At 72.0% G+C, this 20,351-nt stretch carries 19 protein-coding genes; 11 read left to right on the forward strand and 8 right to left on the reverse strand.

Annotated features, from left to right (window positions below):
• Nucleotides 1-6: 6 nt before the first annotated feature.
• On the reverse strand, nucleotides 7-3,528 hold the full coding sequence (locus tag QSK37_RS22730) for an NACHT domain-containing protein (protein WP_285624552.1): 3,522 nt from the start codon (nucleotides 3,526-3,528) through the stop codon (nucleotides 7-9).
• 217 nt (nucleotides 3,529-3,745) lie between these two features.
• Here QSK37_RS22730 and QSK37_RS22735 point away from each other — a divergent pair, with 217 nt between their 5' ends.
• Nucleotides 3,746-4,270, forward strand: coding sequence for an FHA domain-containing protein (locus QSK37_RS22735; protein ID WP_285575467.1), 525 nt, complete (start codon nucleotides 3,746-3,748; stop codon nucleotides 4,268-4,270).
• A gap of 25 nt (nucleotides 4,271-4,295) precedes the next feature.
• On the opposite strand, the gene QSK37_RS22740 is transcribed toward QSK37_RS22735, so the two are convergent.
• The gene (locus QSK37_RS22740) at nucleotides 4,296-4,928 is read right to left on the reverse strand and encodes a trimeric intracellular cation channel family protein (RefSeq protein ID WP_285624555.1); all 633 of its coding nucleotides are present in this window, start codon (nucleotides 4,926-4,928) and stop codon (nucleotides 4,296-4,298) included.
• Between the two features lie 246 nt (nucleotides 4,929-5,174).
• Between QSK37_RS22740 and QSK37_RS22745 the strand changes: the two genes are divergently transcribed.
• Genes QSK37_RS22745 through QSK37_RS22770 form a run of 6 tightly spaced genes read left to right on the forward strand, consistent with a single transcriptional unit; the run spans nucleotide 5,175 to nucleotide 11,832 of the window.
• A complete protein-coding gene (locus QSK37_RS22745) occupies nucleotides 5,175-6,371 on the forward strand; it encodes an ROK family transcriptional regulator (RefSeq protein ID WP_285624556.1) in 1,197 nt (398 codons plus the stop codon).
• Between the two features lie 39 nt (nucleotides 6,372-6,410).
• Nucleotides 6,411-7,736: an extracellular solute-binding protein gene (locus tag QSK37_RS22750; protein ID WP_285624557.1), complete on the forward strand. Its 1,326-nt coding sequence runs from the start codon at nucleotides 6,411-6,413 to the stop codon at nucleotides 7,734-7,736.
• Complete coding sequence (locus QSK37_RS22755) at nucleotides 7,736-8,686, forward strand: carbohydrate ABC transporter permease (protein WP_285575459.1); 951 nt, start codon at nucleotides 7,736-7,738, stop codon at nucleotides 8,684-8,686. Before QSK37_RS22750 ends, QSK37_RS22755 begins: the two co-directional genes overlap by 1 nt.
• 10 nt (nucleotides 8,687-8,696) lie before the next feature.
• Nucleotides 8,697-9,593: a carbohydrate ABC transporter permease gene (locus tag QSK37_RS22760; RefSeq protein WP_285624559.1), complete on the forward strand. Its 897-nt coding sequence runs from the start codon at nucleotides 8,697-8,699 to the stop codon at nucleotides 9,591-9,593.
• A complete protein-coding gene (locus QSK37_RS22765; RefSeq protein ID WP_285624562.1) occupies nucleotides 9,590-10,852 on the forward strand; it encodes a 6-phospho-beta-glucosidase in 1,263 nt (420 codons plus the stop codon). Before QSK37_RS22760 ends, QSK37_RS22765 begins: the two co-directional genes overlap by 4 nt.
• Complete coding sequence (locus QSK37_RS22770) at nucleotides 10,849-11,832, forward strand: N-acetylglucosamine kinase (RefSeq protein WP_285624565.1); 984 nt, start codon at nucleotides 10,849-10,851, stop codon at nucleotides 11,830-11,832. Before QSK37_RS22765 ends, QSK37_RS22770 begins: the two co-directional genes overlap by 4 nt.
• Before the next feature lie 932 nt (nucleotides 11,833-12,764).
• Here the strand turns inward: QSK37_RS22770 and QSK37_RS22775 are convergent.
• Nucleotides 12,765-13,229, reverse strand: a complete 465-nt coding sequence (locus QSK37_RS22775) for a MarR family winged helix-turn-helix transcriptional regulator (protein ID WP_285624567.1) — start codon at nucleotides 13,227-13,229, stop codon at nucleotides 12,765-12,767.
• Nucleotides 13,230-13,260: 31 nt separating this feature from the next.
• On the opposite strand from QSK37_RS22775, the gene QSK37_RS22780 reads away from it, so the two are divergent.
• The 3 genes from QSK37_RS22780 (at nucleotide 13,261) to QSK37_RS22790 (ending at nucleotide 15,326) form a co-directional block, all read left to right on the forward strand.
• Nucleotides 13,261-14,328: a bifunctional NAD(P)H-dependent oxidoreductase/GNAT family N-acetyltransferase gene (locus QSK37_RS22780; protein ID WP_285624569.1), complete on the forward strand. Its 1,068-nt coding sequence runs from the start codon at nucleotides 13,261-13,263 to the stop codon at nucleotides 14,326-14,328.
• Nucleotides 14,329-14,556: 228 nt separating this feature from the next.
• A complete protein-coding gene (locus tag QSK37_RS22785) occupies nucleotides 14,557-14,907 on the forward strand; it encodes a DUF3054 domain-containing protein (RefSeq protein WP_285575444.1) in 351 nt (116 codons plus the stop codon).
• Nucleotides 14,908-15,125: 218 nt separating this feature from the next.
• The gene (locus tag QSK37_RS22790; protein WP_285624571.1) at nucleotides 15,126-15,326 is read left to right on the forward strand and encodes a hypothetical protein; all 201 of its coding nucleotides are present in this window, start codon (nucleotides 15,126-15,128) and stop codon (nucleotides 15,324-15,326) included.
• Between the two features lie 94 nt (nucleotides 15,327-15,420).
• Here QSK37_RS22790 and lpdA read toward each other — a convergent pair whose 3' ends face one another.
• The gene (gene lpdA, locus QSK37_RS22795; protein ID WP_285575440.1) at nucleotides 15,421-16,806 is read right to left on the reverse strand and encodes a dihydrolipoyl dehydrogenase; all 1,386 of its coding nucleotides are present in this window, start codon (nucleotides 16,804-16,806) and stop codon (nucleotides 15,421-15,423) included.
• An 83-nt stretch (nucleotides 16,807-16,889) separates the two neighbouring features.
• Nucleotides 16,890-17,879, reverse strand: coding sequence for an aldo/keto reductase (locus QSK37_RS22800; protein ID WP_285624574.1), 990 nt, complete (start codon nucleotides 17,877-17,879; stop codon nucleotides 16,890-16,892).
• A 90-nt stretch (nucleotides 17,880-17,969) separates the two neighbouring features.
• Here QSK37_RS22800 and QSK37_RS22805 point away from each other — a divergent pair, with 90 nt between their 5' ends.
• Nucleotides 17,970-18,647, forward strand: coding sequence for a TetR/AcrR family transcriptional regulator (locus QSK37_RS22805; protein WP_285624577.1), 678 nt, complete (start codon nucleotides 17,970-17,972; stop codon nucleotides 18,645-18,647).
• A gap of 3 nt (nucleotides 18,648-18,650) precedes the next feature.
• Here the strand turns inward: QSK37_RS22805 and trhA are convergent, their stop codons facing one another.
• The 3 genes from trhA to QSK37_RS22820 are packed head-to-tail and all read right to left on the reverse strand — an operon-like array spanning nucleotide 18,651 to nucleotide 20,349.
• Nucleotides 18,651-19,322: a PAQR family membrane homeostasis protein TrhA gene (trhA, locus tag QSK37_RS22810; protein ID WP_285624579.1), complete on the reverse strand. Its 672-nt coding sequence runs from the start codon at nucleotides 19,320-19,322 to the stop codon at nucleotides 18,651-18,653.
• 44 nt (nucleotides 19,323-19,366) lie between these two features.
• Nucleotides 19,367-20,143, reverse strand: a complete 777-nt coding sequence (locus QSK37_RS22815) for a hypothetical protein (protein WP_285575427.1) — start codon at nucleotides 20,141-20,143, stop codon at nucleotides 19,367-19,369.
• Entirely contained in the window at nucleotides 20,143-20,349 is a 207-nt protein-coding gene (locus tag QSK37_RS22820) for a hypothetical protein (protein ID WP_285575426.1), read from the reverse strand. Before QSK37_RS22820 ends, QSK37_RS22815 begins: the two co-directional genes overlap by 1 nt.
• Nucleotides 20,350-20,351 lie beyond the last annotated feature (2 nt).

Consider the following 20,351-nt stretch of genomic DNA (forward strand, 5'->3'; position numbering starts at 1 on the left):
CGCGGTTCAGGCCCGTACGAGGAGCATGATCTGGTTGGCGGAGGCGGCCGTCCGCCGGTCCGCGAGCACGATCAGCGTGCCCAGGGCCCGGGCCAGCCGCCCCGCGAGGTCCCTCTCCTGCTGCCGTTGCAGCAGGGCGATCGCGGCCAGGAGCCCGGTCCCCGCGACCGCCAGGGCGGACTCGTCGAACGGAGCCCGGCGATCGAGGATCGGGGCGGCCACGGCGTGGGCGCGCACCAGGATCTCCCGTACCTCCGCACGGGCCGGGTCGTCCGACAGCTGCCGCAGGACCTCCCGGATCTCACCGCCCGGGTCCTCGGCGCCTCGCGCGGTCTCCGCGGTGGATCCGCCGAGGAGCTTGGCGACGAACCGCTCGAACGAGGTGCGCGCCTGGCCGTCGCCGGCCTTGGCGCCGCGCGGCGGGCTCGGCCACTGGCGCAGGAGCGCACCGGCCGCGGGGACGATGGCGGGCAGCAGGTCCGGGTCGGCGAGACCGCGGGCGATGTCGCAGGCGAGGGCACGGTTCAGGTCGCGGCTCAGCGCACGGCCCAGGTCACGGGCACGGGCCGCGGAGTCGGTGATCCGGCGCCGGCGCTCCAGGTCGTGTTCGGCGTCGTCGCCGCCGAGGAGGTCGAGGAGATGACGGGTGAGGTCGCGGGCGCGGACGACGGCGGAGTCGTGGGCGGTGTCCCGGTACGGCGGCAGGTCGAGGTCGAGGCGCCGGGCCCGGTCGCGGTCGAGCCGGTGCGCGCCGCGGAACGCCTGGAGCGGCAGGTCGGCCGCCCGCTCCCGCGCGTCGGCGCGGTCGAGGGCCCGCGTGTACGCCCGCGCCTGGTCGCGGCACCGCTCGAGGTCGTGCGCCAGGTCCGTGCCGTGATGTACGGCGAGGGCGCGCCTCAGGTCGCGGATGCGGTGGCGCATGAGAGGCGTGACGCCCGGATCCGGCCGGCTCAGGGCGTAGGTGAGATCCCCGGCCAGCGCGTGGGCGTGCGCGACGGCGGGCTCCAGCCCCTTGCCCTGGCGACCGCCGGCGGTGGCCCGATCGAGGACCAGCGCGAGGTCATGTCCTGCGGACAGCTCCCGCCAGAGCGCGGTGCCGAGGTTCATCGCGACGGCGAACACGATGTTGACCACCTCGGGGCCGGAACGGACGTAACGGACGTGCTGCAGGTCCGCGGCCAGGTCGAACACGAGGTCGATGACGCCGGCGAGATCACGGGCGCGATCCACCGTCATCATCCACTCGATCGCCGACGGCTCGAGCGGATCGGCGCGGAGGTGAGGGGCGAAGGCACGCGTGTAGGCCAGGAGATGGTGCAGGTCGCGGTCGGGGACGGGCCACGGGATCCGCGCCAGGCGCAACGCCGGCCGGATCGCCTCCAGGACCGTACCGGGGTAGCCGCCGAGCCGCTCCCGGGCCGGCGTGTAGGGCCACGGAACCCGGTCCGGCCGGTGGAGCACGACGCGGCGTTCACCGGCCCAGACGGTGTGCCGGCCGAGGACGGGCGTCAGGGTGGCGTCGGGATGGGCGAGTTCGGCCGGAGCGGGCAGCCGGTATGTGGGGCCCTCGTCGAGCAGGGTGTTGAGCCAGCCCACGAAACGTGCCGCGTCGTCGGCCCACATGCCGACGGCCGGGGAGCGTCCGGTGGCGCCTTCGCCGCGCGGTGGCGGCGGAGTGTGGCGTCCGGCCCCGCGCTCGTACAGGACGAACAGGTGGTACAGGTCGTGGGAGACCGGCTGGGCGCACACCGCGGCGGTGCCGTGCCAGACGATCTCCCGCAGGCCGCGCGAGGCGGTCACGGCGGCGATGAGCCGCAGCCGCCGGCGAGCCGCCGGGTCGTCGCGGGCGGGCACGTCCGCCGCCGTGAGGAGCCGGTTGAGCCGGGCCCGGGTGCCGGGGTCGATCTCCAGCGCCTCATCGGCGCAGTCGAACGCGAGCGCCAGCGCGTCGATGGTGCCGGACGCGAGGCAGGCGTCGATGACCGGTGTCGCGTTGCTGCCCGCGGCCCACAGCAGCGTGGTCTCCCGCCACCACGGATCGTTGACGCCTTCGGTGAGCAGGTGCAGGTGCTCGGCGGGCTCGGCGCGGATGTGGGCGGCGGCCAGGTACTCCTGCAGGCTGAGATGGACGAAGCCGCAGGCGCCGTGCTCGCCGCCGACGAGCACGCCGTTCTTGCGGACCTCCTCAAGGAAGATCGCCGGGGTGAGCCCCTCCTGGCCGGTGACGTGCCGCAGCGGCCCGCGGATCAGGTCCTCGGCGTCGGCGGCGGGCATGTCGCGGGTCCGCTCGCGCATCATCCGCAGCGCCAGGTGACGCATGACGCGCACCTTCTTGGGACCCTCCAGGCCGGTCGCGTCGGCGAGGTTCTTGGCCTCCTGACGCCGGTGGAGCAACGCGTCGCACATCTCCGAGTACAGGTCCGCGCGGCTGCGCGGCAGCGCGCCCCGGTAGCGGTGCACGTTGGCGATCATGGTGAGGAGCAGCGGGTTCGCGGCGAGCTCGTACATCGCCGGGCCACTCCTCAGCTTGCGCAACAGGTCGTCGGCCTGCCGGCGGGCGGCGGCCCGCACCGGCCCGCCCGACCGGTTCCGCGCGCGGCACTCGACGGCGTAGGACCAGTGGTGCAGGAACTCGGAGATCTGCTCCGCGGTGAAGCGCTGGACCTGCAGCACGTCGGCGTTGGGCAGCGGATTGGAGGAGTAGCCGTGCGGCCGGGAGGTGATGACGAAGGTGTTCGCGGGATACCGTTCGATCTGCCGGCGTATCCATCGGACGACGGTCGCGCGATCCCGGTCGTCGGCGATCTCGTCCAGGCCGTCCAGCAGGATCACGCACCGGCCCTTGTCCAGCCGCGTGCCCAGCCAGTTCGCCGGGATCCGGCCGTCCAGCCACCCGGCCGAACTCGCCACGTCCGGCAGGAACGGCGGCTGTTCGGCCAGGATCGACCGGACGTGGTCGCGCAGGTAGAGCAGTACCGGTAACTGCCGCCGGCGCCAGAACCTCCAGTGCCGACCGCACATCGCCAGGGCGGTGTGCCGGGCGAGCGTGGTCTTGCCCGACCCCGAGGCGCCGATCACCGCGAAGACCCGGCGTTCCCCCAGGAACGACTGCAACGGCCGTCGCGCTCCGGCCTGCTGCGGCGCCACCGGACCGAGCCCCGAGTCGCGCTCGGTCTCCTGCGGCGGGCGGGGCCGGAGGGCCACGTCCACGTACACCTGGCGCATCCGCAGCACGAACTCGCCGTGCGTCACCACCCCGATGGTCTCCATGTCGGCCACCGAGGCCCGGAGCTGCCGCAGATACGTACGCCGGCGGCCGAGCATCCAGCGTTCCACCGCGCCGGGCGGGGCCTCGGACCGGGAGATGTGCAGGGAGAGCACCGAGCCGAGCACCGTGAAGCCCAGCGCCAGGTACGCCCAGGTCCACCTGACGCCGGCGCCGGCGACGACCTGGTTGGTCGCCACTCCCCCGGCCACCAGGGCCGCCGCTCCGGCCATCACCAACATGCCGGCCTGCGTACGCTTCATCCGCTCCCCTGTCGATCGGCCCGCCGTCCTGGTGCCGCCGGTCACCACTTAATCGGTCACAGGCCCGGCGAATGCGCCATTCGCCGAACTTTCCGCAGCAGCCACGACCGAAAGAGCGAATGGCCTTTACGTTGTAGATCATCAGCGTTGGGGGCGCACTACCTGGACACTCCGTCGCGTACTGGACACAGCACTTTCCGGTCCGGATACTCATCTCATGGCAGGGCTTCCGGCACGCGCCTCGGATGCGGATCGCGATCGTGTACTCCGCGAGCTACGCGAGAGGGTCGCGGAGGGCAGACTGTCGCATGAGACGTTCGAACGGCGCGTCGAGTCGGCGCTGCGGGCCCGCAGCAACGCGGAGCTGACCGCGCTCGTCAGCGACCTGCCCCCGGCCAGCCGCCTGGTCCGCGGTCTCACCGGAGCCGTCACCTCACTGTCGTCGATGACCGCACGCCTGGAGGCCGCCTGGCGCGCGCCGCGCCTGCCGCGCTTCGCCCTCCCCCCGCACGACTGGTCGCGCCTGCTGATCGGCCGCGCGCCGGGCTGCCAGTTCGTCGTGACCGACCTGAGCGTCTCCCGGGTGCACGCCGAACTCCGCCGTGCCGGGGACAACTGGCTGCTGTCCGACCTCGGCTCGATGAACGGCACGCTCGTCAACGGCTACCGCATCGTCGCACCCACGCGCGTACGCCCGGGCGATGAGGTCACCTTCGGCAAGACCCGCTTCATCCTCGCCTGACGAGCGCGACGCGGCCACACGGCCGTCATTGCCGGTCCTTCGTCTCGGGGGCGACAGGGGCGTTGAGGTTGTACCGGATGCCCGCGACGCGGATCAGGAAACAGGCGAGGGCGGCCCCGAGCGCCGCGGGAAGACCGTAGACACCTGCGCGTACCGCCGCCACGGCGACGGCCGCGCCGACCAGGGCGGGGATGGCGTACAGGCCACTGGTGAGGACCGTGGGGACGCGACGGACGAGAACATCGCGGATCGTCCCGCCGCCGACGCCCGTGACGGCTCCCAGGATGACGGCCGGGGCGACGGCGAGACCGTACTGCAGGGACTTGGTCGCCCCGGTGACGCAGAACAGGCTCAGCCCCGCGGCGTCGAACAGCTCGATGTGCGGGGCGAGCCTCCGCAGCGGCCGGCTGAGGAAGAACGCGACCAGCGAGCCGCCCGCCGCCACCACGAGATAGGGCCAGTATCGGAACGTCGCGGGCGGCAGCGCGTCGATGAGGGTGTCGCGCAGGACCCCGCCGCCGAGGGCGGTCATCATGCCGAGCGTCAGCACCCCGACGATGTCGAGCCGGGTGGCGCGCAGGCCCGTGATGGCACCGTTGAGCGCGAACGCGAAGGTACCGGCGAGATCGAGCGCGAGCAGAAGCGGTGATTCGGACATGACCGTCAGCGTGCCTCCTCATCCGGCCGGCCACGAACCCGGCCGTGGACCTCAGGCGGCGTCATGACCCCCGAGGCACGCGTCGGCGTCGTCTGTGCCCGCTCATACCCGCCGGAAGCGCCGCCGGACACGGTCTCGGCTTGATAACACTGCGTGCCGGCCGTCTTGACGGCGTCCTCCGGCGGTCCTACTTTCACCGGCACGTTAGGAAAGTTTCCTAACGCCATTGCTCCCGCCGGAGTCGCCGTGTCCACGTCCAGCCCGGGCACGCCGGGCACCCCGAGGCTGCTGCGCGCCATCAACGACCGCGCCGCACTGAAGGTGCTGCTCGAACGGGGTCCCCTCACCCGCCCGGAGATCGGGACGCTCACCGGCCTGTCCAAGCCGACCGCCTCCCAGCTGCTTACCCGGCTCCGTGACGCCGGCCTGGTCGTGGCCGACGGCATCCGCGAGGGCGGCCCCGGCCGTACCGCCGAGCTGTACCGCATCAACGCCTCCGCCGCGCACGTCGCGGCGCTGGAGGTGCGCCGCGCGCAGATCCGCGCCTGCACGGCCGACCTGACCGGCACGGTGACCGGCCGCTTCGAGCTGCCGACGCCGGGACCGTCCGGCGGTGACGCGATCGCGCGGGCGCGCACGGCCGTGGAGGGGGCCATGGCGGACGCCGGGCTCGACCGGGTCGACCGCGTGGTCATCGGGGTGCCCGGCGCGGTCGACCCGCGGACCGAGCGGCTCGGTTACGCCTCCCACCTGCCCGGCTGGCACATCCCGGACCTGCTCACCCGGCTGCGCGAGGGGCTCGGCGTGCCGGTCGCCGTGGAGAACGACGTCAACCTGGTGGCGATGGCCGAACTCGCGCACGGCCAGGCCACCGCCACGGCCGACTTCGTGCTGCTGTGGGTCAGCGCCGGCATCGGCATGGCGATCGTGCTCGGCGGCACGCTCGTGCGCGGTGCCACCGGAGGCGCCGGAGAGGTCGGCTACATGCCGGTCGCCTCGGCGCCGATCATCCGCGAGCCCGGTCGCGCCAACACCGGCGGTCTGCAGGCCGTCGCCGGCGCGCCCGCCGTGATCAGGCTGCTGCGCGAGCACGGCTTCCGCGGCGGACGCGCCGACCAGATCGTACGACGGGCGCGCGAGGCGTACGAGGACGGCGACGAACGGGCCCGGGCGGGCCTGGAGGAGCTCGCCACCCGCCTGGCGACCGGCCTGGCCGCCATCGTCAGCGTGCTCGACCCCGAACTCATCGTGCTCGCCGGCGAGGTGCCCCTCGCCGGCGGCGAACCGCTTCGCTCCCTCGTGGAGCGTGAACTGCACACCATGACCATCCCGCATCCGCCGCTGCGGCTCAGCTCGGTCGACGGCAACCCCGTCCTGGCCGGCGCGCTGCACCTCGCACTCGGGGAAACACGCGAGGAGCTCTTCTCCAGCACCGTCCGTTAACCCCCGGCCGCGTACGGCCGGCGCCCGAAGGAGACCGGAGTGTCCCCACGACCATGGCGGCTCATCACCGCATCGATCATCACCGCCGCCGCTGCCACCGCGTGCACCGCGGGCGGCCAGTCACCCGCGAGCGGCGGCCCCAAGGCCGACGCGCCGCAGACGATCGAGGTCTGGCACGGCTGGAGCGCACCCCATGAGGTGAAGGCCTTCGAGGACGCCATCGCCGGCTTCCACCGGCTGCACCCCAACATCACCGTCAAGCTCGTCAAGGGTCAGGACGACACCAAGATCCTCAACGCGATCCGCGGCGGCAACCCGCCCGACGTGGTGTCGTCCTTCTCCACCAACAACGTCGGGCAGTTCTGCTCCAGCGGCGCGCTGCAGGACCTGACGCCGTACCTGAAGAAGGACAAGGTCGACCTGAACCTGTTCCCCAAGGCGGTGCAGGACTACACGCAGTACCGCGGCGACCGGTGCACGCTGCCGCTGCTCGCCGACGACTACGCCCTCTACAGCAACAAGGCGCTGATGAAGGGCAACCCGCCGCCCAAGACGATCAGCCAGCTGACCGCCCTGGCCAAGAAGCTGACCGTGCGGAACGCCGACGGCACGATCAAGGTGGCCGGCTTCATTCCGTCGGAGACCTACTACGAGCACGTGCCCGAGCACATCGCCGGGCCCAGCTTCGGCGCGACCTGGCTGACCGCCCAGGGGCGGGCCGACTTCGCCGCCGACCCGGCCTTCACGAAGTACCTGCAGTGGGAGAAGGGCCTGCTCGACTGGTACGGCTACGACAACGTCAAGAAGTTCATCCACTCGATGGGCCAGGAGTTCGAGGCCTCCAACCCCTTCGAGAAGGGCAAGGTGGCGATGGCCATCGACGGCGAGTGGCGCACCAAGTTCCTCCAGCAGGAGGCGCCGAAGGTCCAGTACGCGACCACGCCCACGCCCGTCGACGACGCCCGCGCGAACACCTACGGCGGCGGGTTCGTCACCGGCACCATCATCGGCATCCCGCGCGGCGCCCGGCACGCCCAGGCCTCCTGGGAGTTCGTGAAGTACCTGACCACCGACACCGACGCGCTGGTGACCTTCGCCAACGGCCTGGGCAACGTGCCCAGCACCATCCCCGCGCTGGCCTCGCCGAACCTCGACCTCCCGCCGCAGTTCAAGACGTTCCTCGACGTGTTCAAGAACCCGAACAGCTCGACCATCCCCTCCACCATCAACGGCGGCGACTTCATCGTGAAGTTCCAGAGCTTCGTGCAGGAGCAGTGGGAGCCCGGCAAGGTGACGAACCTTCGGCAAGGCCTCCAGGGCCTGGACAAGAAGGTGAACGACGCGCTTCAGCTGGCCGGCGGCTGATGGCCGCCGCACTGACGGCCAGGAGGGCGCCGGCGTCGCGGGCGCGGCGCCGGCACCGCCTCCGGGTGCTGGCGTTCCTGTCGCCGTGGCTGCTCGGCTTCACGCTGTTCTTCGCCTACCCGCTCGCCGCCACGGTCTACTTCTCCTTCTTCCGCTACAACCTGTTCCAGCTCACGCCGGTCGGGCTGACCAACTACAGGTTCCTGTTCAAGGACCCGTACGCCTGGCGTGCCATCAAGAACACACTCTGGCTCGTCGTGGTGATGGTGCCGCTGCGGGTGCTGTTCGGCCTCGCCCTCGCCCAGCTCCTCACCAGGATCAAGCGGGGCGGGAACATCCTCCGGTCGATCTTCTACCTGCCGTTCCTGATCCCGCCCGTCGCGGCCACCGTCGCGTTCGTGTTCGTGGTCAATCCCGGCACCGGGCCGGTCAACGGCATCGCCGCCAAGATCGGCATCCACCTGCCCGACTGGTTCAACGACCCGGACTGGACCAAGCCGGGCCTGACCCTGCTCGCCCTGTGGGGCATCGGCGACGTCATGATCATCCTGCTGGCGGCGCTGCTGGACGTGCCCACGTCCCTGTACGAGGCCGCGGCCATCGACGGCGCGAACGCCTGGCAGCGGTTCCGCCGGATCACCCTGCCGACGATCTCGCCGGTGCTGATGTTCTCGGTCGTCACCGGGGTCATCCAGACCCTGCAGTACTTCACCCAGGCGATGGTCGCCGCGAACGCCTCCCAGGGCAACGCCGACCAGGCCGGCACCACCACCGCTCCCGGCTATCCCGACGGCGCCTCGCTGACCTTCCCCCAGACGCTCTACAACGAGGGCTTCCAGCAGTTCAACATGGGCTACGCGTGCGTGCTCGCGCTCGTGCTGTTCGTCGTCGCCATGTTCTTCACGCTGATCCTGCTCCGCCGGTTCCACGCGTTCGGCGACGATGACTGAAGGGACGACGATGACCGGCACGACGCTCGCGACGCGGCGCGCTCCCGCCCTCGGCTCGCCGGCCCGGCGCCGGACGCGGAGGCGGGGCCGCCGGATCCTGTACTGGGTGGCGACCCACGCGATCGCGATCGCCCTGGCGATCATGTTCCTGGCGCCGCTGGTGTTCATGTTCCTCACCGCCGTGATGAGCAGCAACGAGACCCTCACGGGCGAGCTGTGGCCGCGAAGCTGGCACTGGTCCAACTTCGGCACGGCGCTGACCACCGACCACGGCGTGATGCTGCACTGGCTGCTCAACACGCTGCTGTACGCGGTGCTGGCCACGGCGTTCATGCTCGTCTCCAGCATCCCGGTCGCCTACGCCCTGGCGCGGTTCCGCTTCCGCGGGCGCAAGCTGGCGTTCGTGCTGGTCATCACCACGATGATGCTGCCGCCGCAGGTGACGATCGTGCCGATGTACATCGTATGGGCGCGATTTCATCTGACCGGCACGCTGTGGCCGCTGATCCTGCCGATGCTGTTCGGCGACGCGTTCTCCATCTTCCTGCTCCGGCAGTTCCTGGTGACGATCCCGGCGGAGTACGCCGACGCGGCGCGGGTCGACGGCTGCGGGGAGTTCGCCGCGATGCTGCGGGTGGTGCTGCCGATGGCGCGGCCCGCGATCGCCGCGGTCGCGCTGTTCCAGTTCTTCTACGCCTGGAACGACTACTTCGGCCCGCTCATCTACACCAAACCGGACTCGTGGACGCTGGCGGTCGGCCTGTCGACGTTCCGCGCGGCGCACCACGTCGAGTGGAACCTGACGATGGCCGCGACCCTGCTGACGGTGCTCCCGGTGATGGTGGTGTTCTTCCTCGCGCAGCGGGTGTTCATCCAGGGAGTGACACTGACGGGGGTGAAGGGATGAAGCTGTGCGTGGTCGGCGGAGGCTCGACGTACACGCCGGAGTTCGTGGACGGCCTCGCCCGGCTTCGCGACACGCTGCCGGTGTCCGAGCTCGTCCTCGTCGACCCGGACGAGCGCCGGCTGGAGCCGGTCGGGGCGCTCTCCCGCCGGATCCTGGCGCGGTACGGCCACCCGGGCGTGATCCGTACGACGACCGTCCTCGACGAGGGCGTGGAGGGCGCCGACGCGGTCCTGCTGCAGCTGCGGGTCGGCGGGCAGGCCGCCCGGCGCGTGGACGAGACGCTTCCACTCGGGTGCGGCTGCGTCGGCCAGGAGACGACCGGCGCCGGTGGGCTCGCCAAGGCGCTGCGCACGGTCCCGGTGGTCCTCCGCATCGCCGAACGGGTCGCCCGCCTGGCGCCGGACGCCTGGATCGTCGACTTCACCAACCCGGTCGGCATCGTCACCCGCGCGCTGCTGGACGCCGGACACCGCGCCGTCGGCCTGTGCAACGTGGCGATCGGGTTCCAACGGCACTTCGCCCGCGCGCTCGGGGTGCCGCCCGGCGACATCCGGCTCGGCCACATCGGCCTCAACCACCTGACCTGGGAACGCAGCGTCCACCTCGGGGAGGAGGACGTGCTGCCGAGGCTGCTCGCCGAGCACGCCGAGGAGTTCGCGGCCGACATCGGCCTGCCTTCGGCTCTCCTTCGGCGCCTCGGTGTCGTACCGTCCTACTACCTTAGGTATTTCTACGAACACGACGCGGTGGTGGCGCAGCAACTCGATGCGCCGTCGCGCGCCGAGGAGGTGGCCGCCATCGAAGAACGCCTCCTGCGGATGTACGCCGACCCGGCACTGGACACCAAGCCGGAGCTCCTGGAGCGGCGCGGCGGTGCGTACTACTCCGAGGCCGCGATCGACCTCGTCGCGTCCCTGTACGCCGACCGCGGCGACGTGCAGGTCGTCAACGTGCGCAACAGCGACCGGCTGCCGTTCCTGCCGCCCGAGGCGGTGATCGAGGTCCCGGCCCGCGTCACCGCGACCGGTGCCGACCCGCTGCCGGTGGACCCCGTCGAGCCGCTGTTCGCCGGCCTGATCGCCCACGTGACCGCGTACGAGGAGCTGGCCCTGGAGGCGGCGCTCAAAGGAGGTGTCGACCGGGTGACGGACGCCCTGCTCGCTCATCCGCTCATCGGGCAGGTGAGCACGGCCACCGACCTGGCCGACCGGCTCGTCGCGGCGAACGCGGCGCACCTGCCCTGGGCGGTGAGCGCGTGATCGTCGCGATCGACGGCGGGAACAGCAAGACCGACGTCGTGGTCCTCACCACCGGCGGCGAGATCCGCTCGACCGTACGCGGCGGCGGCTTCCGGCCCGTCGCGGACGGCGTCGAGACCGCCGTGGCGGCCCTGACCGACGCGGTCACCCGCGCGCTGGAGGCGGCCGGCCTGACCGCGCCGTGGCCGGTCGCCGACCACGTCTCGGCGTACCTGGCCAACGTGGACCTGCCGGAGGAGGAAGAGGAGTTCCACCGGATCATCACGGCCTGCAACTGGGGCCGCAGCGTCCGGGTCGGCAACGACACCTTCGCCCTGCTGCGCGCGGGCGTCACCGACCGGTGGGGCGTGGCCGTGGTGTGCGGCGCGGGCATCAACTGCGCGGGCGTCGGCCCCGACGGGCAGATCGCCCGGTTCCCCTCGATCGGCCGGGTGACCGGCGACTGGGGCGGCGGCCACCACCTCGGCGAGGAGGCCCTCTGGCACGGCGTACGCGCCGAGGACGGCCGCGGCCCGAAGACCGCGCTCGCCGAGGCCGTCGCCGCGCACTTCGGCGCCTCCAGTGCGCTGGAGGTCGGCCTGGGCATCCACTTCGGCGAGATCTCCGAAGAGCGCCTCGGCGAGCTGGCCCCCGTCCTGCTCAAAGTCGCGGCGTCCGGCGACGAGGTCGCGGCCCGCCTGGTCGAACGCCAGGCCGACGAGGTGAGCGCCCTGGCTACGGTCGTCCTGCGGCGGCTGGACCTGCTGAACTCCCCGGTGGAGGTCGTCCTCGGCGGCGGAGTGCTGGCCGCCCGCGACACACTGCTCATGGCCGCGATCCAGGAGCGCTTCTCCCGCATCGCGCCCCAGGCCAAACTCATCGTCGTCGACGCCCCGCCGGTCCTCGGCGCGGCCCTGCTCGGCCTGGACGACGCCGGCGCGCCCCCGGAGGCCCACGAGCGCCTTCTCGCCTTCTACGCCCGAAGCCCCGCCGGCCTGTGACCTCGGCGGGCGGCGGTCCCGGCGTCGTCCACACTGTGTTGTCGCGTCTTCCCCGGGCGCGGAACGACGCAGGACAATGAGATCGGGCCGGTTGGAGGACATTTCCGCATGTCCCCAGTCGCCGCAGGTCGCCGCCCAGAGCGTTGCCGCCGCCTGAGTCATCGCGCCGGACACCATGTCGGCGCCGCTCCGCCGGCCAAGACGTCTGCCGGGCAGGAAACCGGCGTCGGCCACGGCGCGTCTTGCGCTAGGAGGTCGCGCCGCCGGCTGGCGGCGCCCGAACCACGGCGGTGCCCGAACCACGGCGTCGCCCTTCCCAGCGTGCGGCCGCGCGGCGACGACGCGGGTCCGGTCTCGGCCGCCGCCCAGCCCGGTCGGTAGGTGACTCGCGCAGGGATCGGGACCCTGGGAAGGCCGCCCTGCGCCGACCGCACCCATGCCGTCCGGACGTGGCCTGCTCCGGGTGGGAGCGGCCGGGCTCGCGGCGGCCGCCCAGGCAGGCGCAAGCGGTGGGCGCCCAGGCGGCGCGGCCGCCACGATGGCCTCGCGGCGGAGCCATCGCTGAACCCAACTACGACACCGCGAGGTCGGCTGGTCGGTGGAGGCCTGCGCGGCGAGCTGGTCGCCGCCGACGCCCCGGCCGCCGCGCGGGCATTCCGGCCGCCGTGGGCATCCCGGTCGCCGCCGACGTCCCGGCCGGTGCCTGCGCCCGGCCGGCGTCCGACCCGTGCCGCCCAGCCGGCACGGCGGGCGGGCCCCACACCCGTCCGAACCCACGCGCAGGTGGGGCTCAACTTCTGGGAACGGGCGATCTTGGCGTCTGGGGGCGGCCGGTGGAAGCGCGGTGAAGTCCGTCGCCGGTCCCCGGTGGGTACGGCGGTGGCGCGGCTGTCGTGCCCGGGTGGCCGGGTGGCCGGGTGCTGGGGCGTGTCTCAACCGGGTGTCTCCAGCTTCCGGGCGAGTTCTTCCAGTGTGGCGAGATCCTCGGATGTGAGCCGGTCGACGAAATGGTGGCGGACCGACGCGAGATGGGCGGGAGCGGCGCTCTTCAACGTGTCCAGCCCCTGCTCGGTGAGCACCAGGAGGCAGCCTCGGCCGTCGGCCGGGTCGGGTGCGCGTTCGAGGAGACCGCGGGCCTCCATCCGGGTGGCGTGCCGGGACAGGCGGCTGCGGGACCAGCCCATCTTGGCGGCCTGCTCGTGCAGGGTGCTGGTGTGGTCGGGGCGTTCCGACAGCGTGCTCAGCACCTCGTAGTCCGGCTCAGAGAGTCCGGCGGACGCCAGATCGCGCGCCGTGCCCGTCTGGACGGCGATCACCATGCGGCGGAAGGCCCGCCACGCTCGCTCCTCGTCCGGGTTCAGCCATCGTACGGGTTCCGCCGGCAATCTCTTTGACATGTAAACAACATACCGCCTAACCTTCGTTTCCATGTCAACGAAAATGGTGCGTGTCCTCGTCGTGGTGTGCAGCACTCGCCCCGGCGCCTTGGGCCGGACGGTCGGAGAGTGGATGATCGAGACGATCACAGCTCGCGCCCTGGAGCTCGGCGTCGAACTCGTGCCGGTGGCCCTCGGCGACCTTGATCTGCCGTTCCTCGACGAAGAGCAGCATCCGTCGTCGGGTGTCTACCGGCACGAGCACACGCGGCAGTGGAGCGCGATCGTGGACGCGGCGGACGGCTTCATCGTCGTGACGCCGGAGTACAACTACGGGATGCCCGCGACCCTGAAGAACGCGCTGGACTACCTCAGTCGCGAGTGGGCCTGGAAGCCGGTCGGTTTCGTCAGCTACGGCAACACCTCGGCGGGCACCCGGTCCGTGCAGCACGCCAAGCAGGTGGTGACCACCCTGCGTCTGGTGCCGCTGGGCGCGACGGTGGCGATCCGCATCGGTGACGCGACCCAGAATGGGACGCTGAGTCCGAACACCGCTCTCGCGGGAGCGGCCGTCGGCGTCCTGGACGAACTCGTCCGCGTGGCGAATGCCCTACGGCCGATGCGCGAGCGGTCGGCGGCCGGAGCGCCGCCCGGACCGTTGCCGGGGTCCTACGTGCGGCGACTGACCCCCGACGACGCTCCCGAGGTCACCGTCCTGCAGCGGTGCTGCTGGGTGGAGGAGGCCATCGCCAACGACGCCTCGGCCGTCCCCGCCCTGCACGAGTCGCCGGAGCAGGTACGCGACTGGCTGGCGGCCTGGCACACCACGGGCCTGTGGCTGGACGGCCGGCTTCTGGGCATGGTGCGGGCCCGGCGCACCGAAACCGATTGGCATGTGGGCCGGCTCGGCGTCGTTCCCGACCTGCGGGGCCGAGGCATCGGGCGCTGGCTGCTCCGCGGCGCCGAGGCGGCCGCCGAGCCGAAGTGCCGTCGCATCGTGCTGTTCACCGGCACCGGCAGCCGCTACAACATCGGCCTGTACGAGAGCGAGGGATACCGGCGCGCATCACTCCCCGGCACCGACGGGACCACCCGTCTCGTCAAAGAGCTCGTCCCCTGAGATCCCCGCGAGGCCGCGCCGGGTGCTCGTACGGGCCCGCGGCCCGGCGCGAGGTGACGGCGGCGCCCACCGGCCCGTACAACGCCATGGCGGGACCTCCCCGCGGCCCCGGCGAGCGGGCCGGCGGCGACCATGGCCCACGCGGATGCCGAAGGCGACCTCAGAGCCTGCCGGATGTCCGCCCGGTGGGTCGGGCGGGACGCGGCCGCGCACACTACCCTGGGACCCATGCGCATGGTGACCGCGGCGGTCCTCGACCTCTGTTGTGTGCTGGCGTTCGTCCTGATCGGACGGGCCAGTCACAGCGAAGGCGAGACGCTCGCCGGGGCGGCGAAAACGGCGTGGCCGTTCCTCGCCGGCCTCCTGATCGGCTGGTTGGTGACGCGGGGCTGGCGGCGTCCCGCGGCGCTCCTGGCGACCGGTGCCGGGGTCTGGCTGGCGACCGTCGCCGCCGGGATGGCGCTGCGCGCCGTCTCCGGTCAGGGAATCGCCGCCACTTTCGTCCTCGTCGCGCTCGTTTTTCTCGGGCTGGCGATGTTCGGCTGGCGTGCCGTGGCCGGCCGGCGCATGGCGGCATGACCGCGCGGCCACGGACACCCCCCGCGGCGTCGGTCGCGGGATCCGGGGCGGCGCGGCGCCTTCGGTCGAATCCGGACCCTTGGCGATCATCGCCGCCACACATCCTCTACAGTGAAGTAAAAGTTCAGGTCCGTCGGCCCCGCGACGTCCCGTGTCGCCGACCCCGCACCGCGGACACCGACTCGCCGGCGCCCGGCACCGATGGATGAGGGCAGATCATGCACCAAACTCCGGCTCGTAGCCCGCACCAACCCCCGGCTCGCGCCCCGCACCGGCCTCGTCGCCCCGAGCCCGAGCCGCCCGAGCGCGACCTGCTGGCCAAGATCGTGCGTGGCACGCTCGCCGTCATCTTCGGCGGTTTCGGCGCTGGAATACTCCTGTTCCTGCTCGCCTTCCTGCTCAGCCTCTTCCTCGGCTGACCGGCCCCGCCCGAGGCCGCGCCGTCCAGAGCGGCGGGGCGAACCCGTGCCGGGGTGACCCCCGGCACGGCGACGTCGGCGTACGGCGCGGCGGCTAGAAGTTGATCATGTGGCCGGCCAGGCCGTGCAGGGCCTCCTTGACGGCCTCGCCCAGGGTCGGGTGGGCGTGGACGTTGCGGGCCGCCTCATGGACGGTCAGGTCCCACTGCTGGGCGAGAGTCAGTTCGGGCAGCAGCTCGGTGACGTCCGGACCGATGAGGTGGGCGCCGAGCAGCTCGCCGTACTTGCCGTCGCTGAGGATCTTCACGAAGCCGCCGGGGTCGCCCAGGCCGTGGGACTTCCCGTTCGCGGTGAAGGGGAACTTGGCGACCTTGACGTCGAAGCCCTTCTCGCGCGCCTGCGCCTCGGTCCAGCCGAAGCTGGCGATCTGCGGCTGGCAGTACGTCGCACGCGGGATCATGACGTAGTCCAGCTCCATCGTCTCCGCGTCGGCGATGGTCTCGGCCGCGACGATGCCCATCGCCTCGGCGGCGTGCGCGAGCATCAGCTTCGCGGTGACGTCGCCGATGGCGTAGATGTGCTCCACGCTGGTACGGCAGCGGGCGTCGACGTCGATCGCGCCGCGCTCGGTCAGCTTCACGCCGGTGTTCTCCAGGCCGTAGCCCTCGACGTTGGGGGCGAAGCCGATCGCCTGCAGGACCTTGTCCGCCTCCAGCACCTGCTGTTCGCCGTTCTTGGAGACGGTGACGCGCAGCTTCGGCCCGGTCTCGTCGATGCCCTCGACGCGGGTGGAGGTGAGCACGTCGATGCCGAGCTTGCGGTAGCGCTTGGCCAGCTCCTTGGAGACCTCCTCGTCCTCCAACGGGACGAGCCGGTCCAGGAACTCCACGATCGTCACCTTGACGCCGTAGTTGGCCAGGACGTACGCGAACTCCACGCCGATGGCGCCCGCGCCGGCGATGACGATGCTCTCCGGCAGGCTGTCGCTGAGGATCTGCTCCTCGAAGGTGACGACGCGCTCGGACAGCGTCGTGCCGGGCAGCAGCCGCGCGCTCGCGCCGGCGGCGATGATGCAGTTGCCGAACGTGATCTCCTCACCGTTGACCACGATGGTGTTCGCGTCGGTGAAGGACCCGCGGCCCTCGTACTCGGTGATGCCGTTCTTCTTCATGAGGTAGTGCACGCCCTTGACGCGCCCGTCGGCGACCGTACGGCTGCGCTTGAACGCCTCGCCGTAGTCGAACCGCACCTCACCGTCGACCTGAATGCCGAACGTCTTCGCCTCGCGCGTGAAGATGTGCGCCAGTTCGGCGTTGCGCAGCAGGGCCTTGGAGGGGATGCAGCCGACGTTGAGGCAGACCCCTCCCCAGTAGCGCTCCTCGATGATCGCGGTCTTCAAACCGAGCTGGGCGGACCGGATCGCGGCCACGTACCCGCCCGGCCCCGCGCCGAGGACGACGACGTCAAAATGTGTGCTCATGCCGAAAACGATATTGCGCCCGGCCACCCGACCGTACGTTCACCCCGGTACGAGCCCGGTGGCCGGGTGGCGATGAGCCCGGGTCAGCGCTCGCTGTCCAGGTGCGCCATCTGGGCGGTGGGGTACCGGTCGCCGGCGGCCGCACCGGCCGGGACGGCCTGCTCGACGGCGGCCAGGTCCTCCTCGGTGAACGCGACGTCCAGGGCGCCCAGCGCCTCGTTCAGGCGTTCGCGGGTGCGGGCGCCCACCAGGGGCACGATGTCCTCCCCACGCGCGAGCACCCAGGCGATGGCGGCCTGGGCCACCGACACGCCGCGGCTCTCGGCCACGCCGCGCAGCGCCTCGACCAGGGCGAGGTTGTGGTCGAGGTTCTCGCCCTGGAACCGGGGGCCGCGGGCGCGGAAGTCGTCCGCCCCCACCTGCCGGTCCCGGGTCCAGTGGCCCGACAGCAGGCCGCGTGACAGCACGCCGTACGCGGTGATCCCGATGCCCAGCTCGCGGCAGACGGGGAGAATCTCCTTCTCGATGCCGCGCGACAGCAGGGAGTACTCGATCTGCAGGTCGACGATCGGGTGGACGGCGGCGGCGCGCCGGATCGCCTCCGGGCCGGCCTCGGACAGCCCGATGTGACGGACGTGACCGGCCTGGACCATCTCGGCGATCGCCCCGATGGTGTCCTCGATCGGCACGGCCGGGTCCACCCGGGCCATCCGGTACACGTCGATGTGGTCGGTGCCGAGGCGGCGCAGGGAGTAGGCGAGGAAGTTGCGGACCGCCGCGGGCCGGCCGTCATAGCCGGCCCAGTTCTGCCCGGGGTCGCGCAGGGCGCCGAACTTCACACTGATCGTCACCTGGTCGCGATCGCGGTCGCGCAGGGCGTCGCGGATCAGCATCTCGTTGTGGCCCATGCCGTAGAAGTCGCCGGTGTCGAGGAGCGTGATCCCCGCGTCCAGCGCGGCGTGGATGGTGGCGATGCTCTCGGTCTCGTCGGCCGGACCGTACATGCCGGACATGCTCATGCAGCCCAGGCCGAGCGCCGAAGTGGTCAGCGATCCCAGGGTGCGCTCTCGCATGACTTCTCCTTGAAAACGGCGATATAGGGACTGATAGAGCAACGATACAGGCGAGTCGGACGCCACCGGCACGCGGGCATCATTGTCTTCGTGAGCGACATCGGTACCCGAGAGCGGATCCTGCACGCCGCCGCACAGCTGCTGGCCGAGTCCGGCGGCGCGCCGATCTCCACCCGCGCCGTCTGCGCGGCCGCGGGCGTCGGCGCCCCGACTCTCTACCACCACTTCGGCGACAAGGACGGCCTGCTCGACGCGGTCGTCGCCTACGGCTACGACCGCTACCTGGAGGGGAAGCGATCCCGGCCCTCCAGCGGCGACCCGGTGGAGGACCTGCGCCGCGGCTGGGACGCCCACGTGGAGTTCGGCCTCACCCATCCCGCCTTCTACGCCCTCATGCACGGCGCGGGCCGGCGCGCCGCCGCCTCGCGGGAGGGATACCAGATCCTGCTGGGTGAGACCGAGGCGGTCGCCCGCGCCGGCCGGCTGCGAGTGCCGGTCCGGGCCGCCGCGGACATGCTCCACGCCGCCAGTGTCGGCGTGACCCTCAAGCTGATCTCCGGGGACGAGCCCGATCCCGAGCTGTCACCGCGAACGCGCGAGGCGATCCTCGCCGCGGTCACCACCGACCAGCCCGAAGAGCGGCCGTCGTCGGTGTCGGGCATGGCGATCGCGCTGACGGCGGCCCTGGAGGGCCGCACGCCGCGCACGCTCAGCGAGGCCGAGTCGGCGTTGCTGCGCGAGTGGCTCACCCGCCTCGCCGTCGAGTGAGCGTCACACCGCCCGGTAGACGACGAACGACACGGCGATGTACTGCGCGACATAGGCCGCGACGGTGAAGGCGTGGAACACCTCGTGGAAGCCGAACCAGCGCGGTGAGGGGTCCGGCCGGCGCAGCCCGTACACCAGGCCGCCGGCGCTGTAGAGCAGGCCGCCCGCGCACACGAGCACGAGCGCGGGCACCCCGGCCCCGTCCAGCAACTGCGGCATGAATCCCGCCGCCACCCAGCCGAGCCCGACGTAGAGGGCGGTGTAGAGCCAGCGCGGCGCGCCCACCCACACGATGCGGAACAGCACGCCCGCCCCGGCGCCGATCCAGATCACCGCGAGCACGAGCGTGCGGCTGGTGCCGTGCAGGGCCAGCAGCGCGAACGGCGTGTAGGTGCCCGCGATGATCAGATAGATGTTGGCGTGGTCGAACCGGCGGAGCACCGCCTCGGCCCGCTCCGACCAGTGTCCCCGGTGGTAGATCGCGGAGACGCCGAACAGCAGAGCCGAGGTCAGCGCGTACACGGCGGCGGCGAGGCGAGCGGACAGCGTCGGGCCGAGTGCCACCAGGAGCAGGCCGGCGACCAGTACGACCGGGAACGTGCCGGCGTGAAGCCAGCCGCGCAGCCGGGGCTTGACCGACTGGGCGATCTCCCCCACCTTGCCCGGTCGTACCATGAGACGCCTCCCTCCGCGCCGCCGCGGCGGTCGCGACGTGGCACTCAGTATTCCGAACGCCGCGCCAGCCGTCTGCTCCCACCCAGCCGTGAGGCGAACTCGCTCTCCTCCTCGCCGCTCGTGGAGGCGGCCGTCACCACCTCTTCGACGACGGCGGCGGGTGCGGGCGCGGGCGCCTCCGCCAGCTCCGGCCGGTCGCGCAGGCGTTCGGCCGCCTTGCGCAGCGCCCGCTCCCCCACCAGCCGGCTCAGCTCCAGGCCGAAGCAGTCGAGCTTGTCGGCGTCGGTGAGGTCGTCGCGCGCTCGCAGGTCGGCGGCGAGCTCACCGAGGCGCTGCGCCTCCGCCAGCTCGTAGCGCCGGATGGCGTGGCTGCAGAGCTCGGCCAGCGCGGCGTGGTCGCCCGCGAACGACAGCCCGGCCAGGTCGTTGGTGGACAGGCGGCTGAGCGCGCGCTTGCGGTCCATCGCCGCGTCGACGATCTTGAGCAGCCCCGACAGCAGGAGGATCGGGCCGATGCTGACGCCCTTGTCCTGGGCGATCATGAACGAGGAGCGGAAGATCGCCGCGGAGCCCACCGCGGCGGCCATGACCTGGGCGACCGAGCCGCCGATCGCCGGCGCGCCGGCCGGCAGCGCGAAGCCCCAGCCCATCGCCTCGGCGGTGATCAGCGCCGCGGTGGAGGCCGAGGCGTTGACCGCGATGTAGAGCAGGCCGGACGGCGAGAACACCGCCGCGGCCGGCTTGTCCTGGTATCTGCCGACCAGTTCGGCGCCCCCGATGAGTGCGCCGAGCAGCGCGGCGAACAGCATTCTGGCGACCATCACGCTCCCTTGGCCCGTACCGGTTCCAGCCCCGTGGCGACGAACCGGCCCGCCGGGCGGGCGGCCTCGAGGAAGACCAGAAGCCACTCCCCCGGCCCCGTCGCCATCCCGTACCGCCGGCCGGGCGGGGAGTCCCTCGCCCGCAGGAACATCAGCAGCCAATCCCCTGAACCCGAGGCCGTGCCCCGGCGCATCCGCGAAGACATGC

The organism is Actinoallomurus iriomotensis (assembly GCF_030269445.1).
In the GTDB taxonomy this organism is placed as follows: domain Bacteria; phylum Actinomycetota; class Actinomycetes; order Streptosporangiales; family Streptosporangiaceae; genus Actinoallomurus; species Actinoallomurus iriomotensis.